The organism is Sphingobium sp. AP49 (assembly GCF_000281715.2).
Taxonomy (GTDB): Bacteria; Pseudomonadota; Alphaproteobacteria; order Sphingomonadales; family Sphingomonadaceae; genus Sphingobium.
In genome coordinates this window covers 376141-388190 of sequence record NZ_CP124576.1, presented here as the reverse complement: position 1 = coordinate 388190, position 12050 = coordinate 376141, and the positions used below count along the sequence as shown (strand labels likewise).

Here is a 12050-nt window from a genome sequence, read left to right as displayed (position 1 = left end):
GTAGCTAAATAAAGCGGGTATGTTCCTTGCCTTCGGAGTTTGCGATGTCTGCCACGGTTCTTATTGTTGATGACAGCAAGCTGGCGAGGATCGTCGCGGGCAAGGCGTTGGCGGAGCTGCAACCGGAGTGGCAGAAAATCGAGGCCGGTAGCGCCGATCAGGCGCTGGAACTCATTTCCGGGCAGTCGGTCGACGTCGCCCTGATTGATTTCAACATGCCCGAGAAGGACGGACTTGAACTTGCTGCCGAGTTGCACGTTCTGCGACCTGACATGCCGATCGCCATCATCACCGCCAACATCCAGGACGAGATCATTGCGCGTGCGCGTGAGATCGGTGCGGGCTTCGTCGCCAAGCCAGTGACTACGGACGCGCTGGAACCCTTTCTCTCGGGTGCTGCCCTCCGTCTTCGATCGAAGCGCGCGTGATCCCACAAAGCATAGTGCTCGCCGAGCTGGAGCGCGACGCCCTAACCGAAATCGTCAATATCGGCGTCAGTCGCGCAGCCTCCAGCCTACGCAAGATGATCGGCGACCAGGTGTTTTTGTCGGTCCCTTCAATCGAGGTTGTGAGCCAGAAGCGGGCCGCGCGCCTGATCAGCGAACGGGAAGTGAGCGATCTTGTTGCTGTGCGCCAGGATTTCGCCGGGCCGTTCTCCGGTCGCGCGCTGCTGATCTTTCCGGAGACGAACAGCCTAGAACTCGTGAGGGCTGTGACGGGCGGCGAGCTATCCGCGCAGGATGTGGTGGATATGGAGCAGGAAGCCCTTGCCGAAACCGGCAATGTCATACTGAACAGCTGTCTTGCGACGATGGCAAACATGCTTCGCCGCTCGCTCACAATGACCATCCCGGAAGTTCTGCGCGGATCTGGTGCCAGCCTGTTTGAAGTTGATGAGAATGGCGCCACGGATGGCCTTGTGCTCTTCCTATACATCGACTTCGCGGTACGCAGCCGGGACATTCGTGGCTATATTGCAATGATCATGGACTTGCCGTCGCTGGCGATGCTGAAGGAGCTGCTGGGAGAATTCATTGCGCGGGTGGTCGGCGAGGACGGCATCTGATCGTGATCAAAGCAGAGCATATCGGGTCAATTCTTGCGGCGGCGGGTGCAAGCGGAACATGGGACTGGGATATCGTCGCCGATAGATTGTCGGTTGATGCGCACTTCGCGGAATTATCCGGTATCGATCCGCACTCTGCGGACAATCTACCCCCCAGCAGCTTCTTTCTGGCAATCCATCCCGACGATCGTGCCCGCATCCGCATCGCAGTGGCAGGCATCCTGTCCGGCGCGGAACTGTTCTCCAAGGAATTTCGCGTCGTCGATCCTGCCGGCGTCACGCTGTGGATGCATGCTCGAGGGCAATGCCATCTCGACGATAATGATCAGCCCGTTCGGTTCACCGGCATTCTTGTTGACGTCACCGAGCGCAAGCGGACCGAGGAACGGCTCCGCGTTGCCCAGACCGCAGGCGGTGTAGGTACCTTCGAATATGTCGATGGCTATGCCACTGCCGTAGTCTCCGACGAATTCTGCCGCCTTCTCGGCCTCCATCCCGCTTCAGTCCTGCCAGTGCAGACGATCAACGGCGTACTGCGGGGGCGACAAACCCTCTTGATTCCCAGCCATCGTGAGGGAGCGATTCCGGAAAGTCTGGACGCGGAGTTCTATATACAGCGCAACGACGATGGCGCGATGCGCTGGGTCGCCCGGCGCGGGGAAATCATGCGTGAGGGTGCCGGCTTTCGCCTGATCGGCGTCATCTACGATGTCACGGTGGCGAAGGAACATGAAGCAGCGCTTCGTGAACTCAATGATACATTGGAAAGTCGTGTGGCGCAGGAGGTCGCAAACCGGCAGCAGGCTGAAGACGCCCTGCGGCAGGCGCAGAAGATGGAGGCGGTGGGGCAGCTCACCGGTGGCATCGCGCACGACTTCAACAATCTCCTGATGGCGATCACCAGCAGCTTGACGCTTCTGCAGAAGCGCGTTCCGGCCGATCCTCACACCAGCAGGCTGATCGAAAACGCACAGCAGGGCGCTGAGCGCGGGGCGGCTCTGACTCAGCGCATGCTTGCATTCGCCCGCCGTCAGGATCTCGCATCGGAGCGCATCGACGTGTCGGTACTGGTCGATGACGTGCGAGAACTGATCGAACGCACTTTGGGACCGGCCTGGTCTCTTGATCTGCAATTCCCCGACCGGCTTCCCCCAGTATTGGCAGACCGCAACCAGTTGGAGCTGGCGTTGCTGAACCTGGCCGTCAATGCACGGGACGCCATGCCGGAGGGGGGCGCCATAAGAGTGGTAGCACAGTGTCGTGACGCGAGCGAAATTCCATCCGATGGCCTTTCGCCCGGTACCTATGTCGGCCTGTCTGTCATCGATACCGGCATTGGCATGGATGAAGCGACTCTTGCCCATGCAACAGAACCCTTTTTTACGACGAAGGGTGTCGGCAAGGGCACTGGTCTCGGGCTCTCGATGATACATGGACTGGCCAGGCAGCTGGAGGGCGGCTTTACGCTTGATAGCACTGTCGGGCATGGCACAACCGCAACCTTGTGGCTGCCAGCGGCCGAGGAAGATGCTGCACCGGCGGCCCTTGAACGCGAAGTAATATCATCCTTTACTGGGCGGCTGAAAATCCTGGTGGTCGACGATGACTTCCTTATCCTGATGAACACGGCGGCACTGCTTGAGGATCTGGGGCATGAGGTTCTGGAAGCTAGTTCCGGCGAGGAGGCCCTTGCTCTTGTTCGGCAACATGAGGACATCGACCTTGTCATCACCGATCAAGCTATGCCGCAGATGACTGGAACGCAGCTGGCCGACCAGATCACGGACATACGGGGCGATCTCCCAATCATTCTTGCTAGTGGATATGGTGACGTACCAGCAGGTTCCCAGCAGCGGATCGTACGACTGGGCAAACCGTTTGGGCAGGCAATGCTTGATCAAGCCATTGCCGCGGCGATGGCTGGATAGCCTTCCGCCGACCCTCTGCGGCCATTCAGCGCCCATTTTTCCTCCGGGGTCCGGACCGTTAGCTATTGGAATTGCCCGCTCGAGCGGCCGCTGAAAGGCCAGCTCCGAGGCGCTGCTGCGATAGCGACTGGTGGAGCGCCTTGTTTCCACGCATACACGCTACAGGTTTGAAGAGATTGAAGCGGCCAGCATAAGGTCGGAAACGTCTGGGCCAAGCCGTTGAAACTCAGACCCACGATGGGAGCGCACGACGATCGCCGGCGCTGGTCCAGCATGTTGGTCATATTAGTGATTGACGGGGTGCCCGGTATCGGGATCGCGACCGTGGCTACGGTCGAGCCATCGCATGACGGGCGTCACGGTCAGCCCATGCAGAAGGATCGACACGAGCACGGCCAGACCGATAATCGCCCATAGTCGATCCGGGAAGGGGAAGTCGCTCCGCTTCAAAGCATAGGCCAGATAATAGAGCGAGCCGACGCCCCGGATGCCGAAGAACGCGATTGCCAGCTTCTCCGAGACACTCGCGTTGAAGCCCCACAAGCCTATCAGCCCGGTTGCCGGGCGCACGACCAACAGGACCAGCAGAACGAAAAAAATGTCCGGGAGGGTCAGCGGCGACAGCAGGCCGCCGACAAGCGCACCGCCGAACAGCAACAGGAGTCCCATCATGGCCAGCCGTTCGATCTGCTCGGTCAGGTCATGCATCTGCTCGTTGAATTCATGGTCGCGATGTGCCGCACGCAGTGTCAGCGCGGTGACGAACACGGAGAGGAAGCCGTAGCAGTGCAGCATCTCGGTAATGCCGTAAGACAGCAAGGTCGCCGCGATCGCGATGAGACCGTCGCCCGTCTTCGCGAGCTGGGTCTTGGCGGGAATATGGAAGGTGAGCCATCCGAACAGCCGGCCGACCAGCCAGCCCCCGGCGATCCCGCCCACGATCTCCCAGGCCACATTGAAGCTAAGCCATTTGACCAACCATGGCTCGCCGTTTGTCTGCGACAGCGCGATCGCAAGGGCCAGGTGCACGAAAGGAAAGGCGAGGCCGTCGTTGAGCCCTGCTTCAGATGTCAGGCCGAAGCGCACCTCGTCCTCCTCGCCGGTTCGCGGTGGCCCAACTTGGACGTCCGCGGCCAGCACCGGATCGGTCGGGGCCAGACTCGCGGCGAGCAATAGGGCTGCGATCAAGCCGAGGCCAAGGGCGTAGCCGAGCAGGGTGATCGCGGCGATGCCGAGCGGCATCGTGATGCCTAGAAGGCGCCAGGTCACGCCCCAGCGTCGCCACTCGAAGGGCCGGTCGAGTTTTAGTCCGGCGCCCATCAGCGCGATGATCACCACGAACTCGGTAAGCCGTTCCGTGACTTCGGGCCAGGAGCGCGGCGAAACATCAAAAGGAATGACGGGCAGCGAAAAGAGCCCCGCTCCGATCAGGATGCAGACGATCGGCAGGGAGAGTGGCAACTGGCGAAGCGCCAGCGGGAGCCATGCGACAAGCGCGACAAGCAGCCCGGCTCCGCTCAAGACAAGGATATAGGGTTCCGGCACTACGATGGGAGGTCCATCCCGAACCAACGACCTTATAGCCAAGTCGTTTCCCGCTATGCGGTTCAGCGCACAATTAGAATCGCCGACAAGCTCTAGCGTCGGCTCCGTAAGGAGCGCGGTTGAGCTCGGCATCGACATTCCGGAAGGGATAGAGCGGGCGCTCCAGATGGCGCGACAAGTCGTCGATGGCGAGGCGCCAGACATACCGATCGCAGCTGTCAGGATCGTTGGCATGCTATCGCAGCAAATCCTCAATATTCATGCGCAACTGCGCGAGATCGATCGAGCGCTTGCCGCCTTGGCGCGGAGCGATGATGTTGCAAGGCGCCTTGCGACCATTCCCGGCATTGGTCCGGTCGGTGCCACAGCACTAGCTGCATCGGTAGCTGATCCGAGCCATTTCAAATCCGGCCGCCAGTTCGCTGCCTGGTTCGGGCTGACGCCACTCCAGAATTCGAGTGGCGGCAAAGAGCGCCTTGGGCGCATCAGCAAAATGGGCGATCGATATCTCCGAAAGCTGCTCGTTATCGGCGCGACCGCACTGGTCCGTTATGCCAGATCGAGACCTGAAACTGCGAACCCGCATTTCATCGCGCTGCTAGCCAGAAAACCCGTGAGAGTTGCAACGGTGGCCATGGCTAACAAAACGGCACGCATCGTCTGGGCAGTCATGGTAAGGGGTGACGTCTATAGGCGAACACCCGAGGCGATGCTGGCAGCGTAACGGAACGAGGGATTAGCTGAAGAATCAGCTTCACGAGGTTGTGGGAGCGACGCGATGTGATGGCGATACCGGTCAGACCGGGAACAGGAAAACCAGAGGAACGTCGAAGGCATCATAGCCTGATAAGCAGAATGGGACCTTGTTCGCGGCCTCCATCAGGGCCAGCAGTTTCTATCGACTGCATCAACAGGCCGGACAGAAGACTGCACCCGACCAATTCGCCAAGACATCAAATTGCACTTGCAACGCGGGAGCCATCCACAGAGGACGTTCCGCATATCTTGGGTTGCGCTTATGCGAGTACATATCGATCACGGGAGCACGGGATGGATCATGTAAATGGGATTGGTGCACTGAGCCGACGTAGCTTTCTTGGCGGAGCGATCGGTTCATCAACCATTTTTGCGCTCGCTCCGGCCTTTGCCGAAGCAACCAAACCGGAAGTCGACGCCGTTACGATCCAGGTCCTAGTGGATAACGCAACCTTTGGCCCATTCCTACCCGATCTGACGTTGCCAGGGCTCAAGGTGGTTCGCAACACCGGCGACAAAGGTAAGGCGCGAATGGCACCGCGCGCTTTGAGCGGTGAGTTCGGGCTTTCGCTTCTTGCAACGTCGCACCGCGAGGGCAAGAGTGCGGTAGTGCTTGTCGACTTTGGCTATGCCCCCGAAACTGTCAGGAACAACCTGACGCTGCTGGGGATCGATCCTGCCAAGATCGACGCTGCCGTTTTGAGCCATGGCCATCTTGACCATTATGGCGGGTTTCCGGGATTTTTTGGGAAAGGCGCACGGCGTGCGATCCCGCTCTACGTAGGCGGCGAGGAAGCATTCTGCGAACGCTTGGCGATGATCGGCAATCCCCCGCCGCTCATGGGCAGCCTCGATCGGCGCGCCCTTCTGGACGCGGGCTTCGACTTGAAAATCTCATCACAGCCAGAGGTGGTTGCGGGGCAGGCGCTGACGACTGGCAATATTCCTCTGCTTGGTTTCGAGCGTGCGGCCATTCCCACGCAGATGCGGCCCGGAAAGGGATGCGACAAAGCATTTCTGGCGCCGGGAAAACGAGAGGCCGCGCAATTGCCTGATGACGGCGAACACGAGCTCGCGACATTCTACATCGTGGAGGATCTCGGGTTGGTGGTGATCGCGTCCTGCAGTCATCGCGGGGTGCTCAATTCGGTAAGGCAGGCGCAGAAGATTTCCGGTGTCGAGAAGGTCCACGCCATTGTTGGCGGCTTTCATCTCGTCCGCCCGCGAACTGAGGAGGAGGCAAAACGGACCGTCGCGGAGCTGGTGACAATAGACCCAACCTACATCGTTCCGATGCATTGTACCGGCGAGGTCTTCATCCAGGAGGCCTTGCGCGTAATGCCGCAGAAAGTCATCCGTCCCTATGTCGGGACGGAACTCGTGTTCGCAGCGTGATATAGAAAGCTTCTCGGAACGACCCTTTCAAGACACTCAGCCTCCCAATTTTCATTCCCAATTGCCGAACGTCCGCTATTTTGATGGCTATGCTCGTGACAGCCCCTTGTCCCCGCCAGCTGTCTGCCATGAATTGGTCCCTACACGCTCACGGGGCGGGGATTAGCCGACGATGTCTGCGGATCACGAGTATGCGACAGCAGCCTGATTGCCGATGAGAAAGAAAATTTGACAATCACCTTGTGAGGCAAACGATCTTAACCGATCACCAACTGTGAATATTTAGCAGGATAGAAGCGCTTCAACCATTTTAATGATTAGCTGCGGTGATCGGAGGTTTGATGCTGTTTCTATTGCGCTCGCTACAGAATCCGCATCTGAAAACTGCCTTTAACGCCAGCGCAGACCATCATGTCGAGATTGTCGATCGCCCCGGCGAATGGATGACAAACGACGCGCTGGCCCTGCTGATCGCCGAGTGCCGTACTGTCGTCCGCGCCTGCCTGGCCGGTCAGGACCTAGACTATGGGCTGTTCGATCCTGATGCTCAGGCCTGGTCCCGCAGTGTCATCACCCTGGTCCGGCGACGCAGCGACGGAATGCCCGTAGCCTTCAACGCGATGCCGCTGCTTGCCGTGACCCAGGCAGGTCGCACCGAGCAGGTTCTGCATTTGGGGCTCGTGATGGTCGATCCGCAGGAACGGAGCGGCGGCCTGTCCTGGATTCTCTATGGCCTGACCTGCTTTGCCCTTTTTTTGCGACGTCGCCTGCGCCCGCTTTGGATCAGTAGCGTCACACAGGTCCCCGCCGTGGTGGGCATGGTATCGGAAACCTTCAGCCAGGTATTTCCGGCGCAGGAGGGCACAGACCAGAGCTTCACTCACCGCCATTTGGCCTATCAGATCATGCAGACACATCGTACCGCCTTTGGCGTAGGCGACGATGCCGGCTTCGATCTCGACCGGCAAGTCATCACCGACGCATATACCGGCGGCTCCGACAATCTGAAGAAGAGCTTTGCCGTCGCCGCCAAGCACCGCAAAGATGACTATAATGCCTATTGCCATAAGGCATTGGACTATGGGCGTGGCGATGATGTCCTGCAGATCGGGATGATCGATCTTGCCGCCGGTCAGCGCTTTCTGGCGCGCAGCGTACCCCGTTCGGCCCTGCCGCAATTGGCGGTGCAAGCGATGATGATCGTGACCGCCACGCTGGTCGCGCCGCTGCTGCAATGGCTGGACGCCAGCAAACCCCTCCGACGCTTGAGGCCTTATCGCGATGCCCTTTGATTATGCAGAGATGACGACGCGCAACCGGGGCTTCGTGACCGAAGCGGAGCAGGAGCGGTTGCGCGAAGCCCGCGTCTTCATACCCGGTGTCGGCGGCATGGGCGGGGCAGCATTGACGGCGCTGGTCAGGGCGGGCGTCGGCCATTTCGTCATTGCGGACATCGACATCTTCGAGGTTTCCAACCTCAATCGCCAGCTTTTCTGCTGGGCCGACACGATCGGCCGCCCCAAGGCAGAGGCAGCGCGGGACCTGGCGCTGCAGATCAATCCGCAGGCGCATTTCAAGGTACTGGGCGCGGAATGGACCGAAGCGCTCGATCGGATATTACCCGGTGTCACCGTCGCCATCAACGGCACGGACGATGCCGCTGCTGGCGCGCAACTCTATCGCAAGGCGCGCGATCATGGCCGCACTTTGATCGACGCCTATGCGTCGCCGCTGCCATCGGTCACGGTGGTGCGGCCGCAGGACCCCCGGCTTGAGGAGCGGCTCGGCTATCCCACCTGCAATATTGCCTGGACCGCCATCACCCGCGACATGGCCGTAGAATGCCTAATGCGGGAAATCGAATATGTGCTCACGCACAGCAGTTCGCACAAATATGTCGACCTGGAGGTTGCCGCCGATGTGGCATCGGGCAAGCGGTCGCGCTTCTCCTTTTCGACCATGGTCACGATGGCTGGCACCTTGATGGCAGAGGAGGCCATTCGCGTCATCCTGAACCGTCCGGGCGGCGCCGATCATCGCGGCTATTTCCTCAATCCCCATGCAATGCGCATCGAACGACCGCTATCGCCACCACTCGCATGGGCCAAACGGGCGCTGGTGCGTCGCTTCATGCGCAAATTGATCGGATGATGGTGCGACCAGACCAGTTGCTGACCGGCATCGCGATCGTGGCGACGTTGGCCGCGTCACGCGGCATCGCGTCCACCGCGCGCCATTCCACCGTGTCGGCCCGGCTTCGGCTGATCTATCGGCTGGTGGCAATCCTGCTGGGGTTGCGGCTGATCTATGGCGCCTGGCAGTCCGGACTGGTTGCGGCCCTATTGATGCTGACGGCAGCCTGGTTGCCCTTTGCCACCTTGCGTCTGGCAGAGGAATTGGTTCGTCGCCATGCGCCGCCGATCATAAAATTGGCGGCGCTGTCGGGATCGCTGGCCTTGTCATTCCTGCCATTGACCCTTGGCCTGGTCTGGACCGCCCCGGCCGTGATGGCGCTAGCAGCATTTCAGGCGGGGATGCTGCTTTGCATCCTCTTCCTGCTGTTGCGTGACCGGCGGGGCCTTGCTCTGTCGGAACGGCAGGCGGCCGACATGCTCGCCTTGGCACTGGCCCTTGCCCTGCCGCTCGTTCTGACGGACTTTGCGCTGCTTTTCCCTGACCTGCCTGTGCGCGGCGGCACCTTTGCGGCGCTCATTCTGGTTCTCGCTGCATCGCGCCTCGCTACGGGCAGCGGTCGTCCCCGGATGCTGGTCGCCGACATGCTGATCGCTACGGGCGGCGGCACCATCATACTGCTGCCCATGGCCATGATAACCGCGACACAGGCCATGACGATCGCAGCCTGTGCGACGGCGATGGTTGCGCTCGTCATCCTGATTGAGCGGTTGCACCTGCGCGATGATGCGGCGGGCAGCATATCCCGCGCGCTGGCTGCCATGCCGGCCGACGCGTCCCGCGACGGGCTGCTCTCTGCTCATCCTCTGCTCGCGCGCGGTCAACTGCTCCATGCCGGGCAGCTGGCTGACTTTCCCGCGCAAACGCTGGCACAACTTGCGCAATATCGGTTGTTGAGTGCGAGGATTGGCTTGTCCGATCCGCTTCTGACCCAAGCCACGCGCGAGCTGCTGGATCGTCATGCCGCTACCCATTTGCTGCGACTGTCCGTCGCCCCACCACTTTTTCTCGCAATCTCCGCCAATGGACTGGCCGATGCCCGCATCGACGGAGAATTGGAAGTCGCCGCTCGACTGTTGGAAACCGCAACATGACACTGGATTTACGCGAAGGCGATCGTCGGGCATTTTTCGATGCGCCCTTCAATGCCTATGCATCTGAAACCGGCTATGTGTCGCCGCTGCATAGCGATATCGACCGGATGCTCGACCCGGCGAAGAATCCGCTCTGGCAGACCGGCAATCCCTTCCGCTTCTGGACCGCCCATCGGGACGGACGCCCCATCGGCCGGATCATCGCGCACATCCATGGACAGTCCAATGCGCGGCATGGGACGCGCCGCGCCCAATTCGGTTTCTTCGATTGCGCTGACGACGCACCGGCGGCGCGGCGGCTTCTCGATGCGGCCGAAGATTTTGCGCGTCAGCACGGCCAATCGGAACTCGTTGGCAATTTCAACCTCACCGCCATGCAGCAATGCGGCGTGATGACGGGCGGATATGAGCAGACAGGCTATACCGACATGGTGGTGAACCCGCCGCATGTTCCGACTCTGCTGGAAGCCAATGGATATACCCGCTTTTTCCCCATGACGACCTTCGAGCTGGACCTTGCCGAGGCTCGGTTGCCCGACACTGCAGCGCTCGATAATCCCGCCTTCCGCTTCGCCTCGATCGTCCAGCGCCACTTTCCCGAGCGGATGGAAGACGCGCGGGCGGTGCTCAATGACGGGTTCGCAGACAACCCGATGTTCGTCCCGCTCACCCCCGAGGAATTCCAGTTTCAGGCGGGCGAAATGTCGTCCATTCTGGATCCGCGGCTCTCCTCTGTCCTGATGGACGGCGACAGGCCGGTCGGCACGATCATCTGCATTCCCGATCTCAATGGCTTTCTGCGGGCTACCCGATCGCGCATCAGCTGGCTGACGCCCTTGCATTTCCTGCGCTATCGCTTGCGTCGCCGTCGCGCCGTCATCATCTTCTATTCGGTGGCCCAGGACCGGCACGGACGCGGGCTGATGGGGGCGATGCTGGCACGGACCATCGGCGCGCTACGCGGCGCGGGATATCGACAACTGGGCATCACGTGGATTGCGGACCAGAACGCGGCAAGCCTGCGCCAGATGGAAAGGCTGGGCGCACGACGCTTGCACCGCCTGCACCTCTTCCGAAAGACGCTCGCATGAATACGGCCCTGCTGCACGCGTTGATCGTCCGCGCCGCCGCCGCGCCCAGCGTACACAATGTCCAGCCCGCACGGTGGCGGGTCGAGGATAATGCCATCGTCCTGGCGGAGGATCGGAGCCGCCGCCTTTCGGTCGGCGATCCCGGGGGCAATGATGCGGCCATCAGTCTGGGCGCCGCCGCCGAAGCGCTCCATCTTGCCGCTGCGGATCAGGGGCTGGCGCTTATTGAAGATCACGAGATGCTGCCGGACCTGCCGGAGCCTTTCCGACCGATCGTTCGCTACCATTTGCGGCCGGGCGGTGTTGCCGATCCGCTTGTAGCCAGCCTCGATCAACGTGCATCGTGGAGAGGCGCTTTTTCCTCTCCGACGGCTGCCGACCGGCAGGCGACAGAGACATTGGCAGCGCCCGATGTCACGCCAATCACAGCTTCAGACAGCCTTGCTCGGTTGGCGCGCCAGTTCGACCGCGCCAGTTACGGCTTCATGCAGGATGCGCCTTTCCGCCATGAATTGCGGAGCTGGATGCGCCTTTCCCGCCGTCATCCTTCATGGTCTCGCGATGGCCTCAATGCGCAAGCGATGGCCTTGTCCCCGGTCGAGGCCCACGGCGCCAATCTGGTGCTTGGCCCCGCTTTTGCGCTGTTTGATCGGGTAAGGCTCGCGCCCACTTTGCTTGCCGAAGGGGCAAAGCTGGCAGGCGCAGCCGGTGTGCTGCTGTTTCACCGCCCGGCAGACGAAGATCCGTTTGTGAGCGGTCGCCGTTTCCTGCGGCTCTGGTTGCAAATCGAAGGTCTTGGCATGAGCGCGGCGGTGCTGGCGGCGTTGGCCGACGACAAGGCGATGGCTGCGCAGCTGCTTGCCGATCATTGCGTCCTGGCCGATCATCGGCTGGTCAGCGCCTTTCGCATCGGTCGTCGAACCGGGGCCGGTTATCCGCGCGCGCGATTGCCGTTGCGGGATCTGCTGATCTGAGATCCGGG

General features: G+C 60.9%; 10 protein-coding genes and 1 pseudogene. 10 read left to right on the top strand and 1 reads right to left on the bottom strand.

Annotation, left to right across the window (positions count from 1 at the left end; all coding sequences use genetic code 11):
- Positions 1-44: 44 nt before the first annotated feature.
- The 3 genes from PMI04_RS01830 to PMI04_RS01820 are packed head-to-tail and all read left to right on the top strand — an operon-like array spanning position 45 to position 2994.
- Complete coding sequence (locus tag PMI04_RS01830) at positions 45-428, top strand: response regulator (RefSeq protein ID WP_007715010.1); 384 nt, start codon at positions 45-47, stop codon at positions 426-428.
- 14 nt (positions 429-442) lie between these two features.
- Positions 443-1066, top strand: coding sequence for a chemotaxis protein CheX (locus PMI04_RS01825; RefSeq protein WP_238536010.1), 624 nt, complete (start codon positions 443-445; stop codon positions 1064-1066).
- A gap of 2 nt (positions 1067-1068) precedes the next feature.
- A complete protein-coding gene (locus tag PMI04_RS01820) occupies positions 1069-2994 on the top strand; it encodes a PAS domain-containing hybrid sensor histidine kinase/response regulator (RefSeq protein ID WP_007715014.1) in 1926 nt (641 codons plus the stop codon).
- A 285-nt stretch (positions 2995-3279) separates the two neighbouring features.
- Here the strand turns inward: PMI04_RS01820 and PMI04_RS01815 are convergent, their stop codons facing one another.
- Entirely contained in the window at positions 3280-4539 is a 1260-nt protein-coding gene (locus PMI04_RS01815; protein ID WP_052028120.1) for a cation:proton antiporter, read from the bottom strand.
- Between the two features lie 106 nt (positions 4540-4645).
- On the opposite strand from PMI04_RS01815, the pseudogene PMI04_RS01810 reads away from it, so the two are divergent.
- The 7 genes and pseudogenes from PMI04_RS01810 to PMI04_RS01780 form a co-directional block, all read left to right on the top strand.
- Positions 4646-5263 (top strand): annotated as a pseudogene (locus tag PMI04_RS01810) (IS110 family transposase); the annotation flags it as partial.
- 326 nt (positions 5264-5589) lie between these two features.
- Positions 5590-6690 (top strand): MBL fold metallo-hydrolase, encoded by a 1101-nt coding sequence (locus PMI04_RS01805; protein ID WP_007715017.1) that lies wholly within the window; start codon positions 5590-5592, stop codon positions 6688-6690.
- Positions 6691-7031: 341 nt separating this feature from the next.
- Positions 7032-7982, top strand: a complete 951-nt coding sequence (locus tag PMI04_RS01800; RefSeq protein WP_007715018.1) for a hypothetical protein — start codon at positions 7032-7034, stop codon at positions 7980-7982.
- Positions 7972-8841 (top strand): ThiF family adenylyltransferase, encoded by an 870-nt coding sequence (locus tag PMI04_RS01795; RefSeq protein WP_007715019.1) that lies wholly within the window; start codon positions 7972-7974, stop codon positions 8839-8841. The genes PMI04_RS01800 and PMI04_RS01795 overlap by 11 nt, the downstream gene beginning before the upstream one ends.
- Complete coding sequence (locus tag PMI04_RS01790) at positions 8838-9977, top strand: hypothetical protein (RefSeq protein WP_007715020.1); 1140 nt, start codon at positions 8838-8840, stop codon at positions 9975-9977. The genes PMI04_RS01795 and PMI04_RS01790 overlap by 4 nt, the downstream gene beginning before the upstream one ends.
- Positions 9974-11068, top strand: a complete 1095-nt coding sequence (locus PMI04_RS01785; RefSeq protein ID WP_007715021.1) for a GNAT family N-acetyltransferase — start codon at positions 9974-9976, stop codon at positions 11066-11068. The genes PMI04_RS01790 and PMI04_RS01785 overlap by 4 nt, the downstream gene beginning before the upstream one ends.
- Positions 11065-12042, top strand: coding sequence for a hypothetical protein (locus PMI04_RS01780; protein WP_007715022.1), 978 nt, complete (start codon positions 11065-11067; stop codon positions 12040-12042). Before PMI04_RS01785 ends, PMI04_RS01780 begins: the two co-directional genes overlap by 4 nt.
- Positions 12043-12050 lie beyond the last annotated feature (8 nt).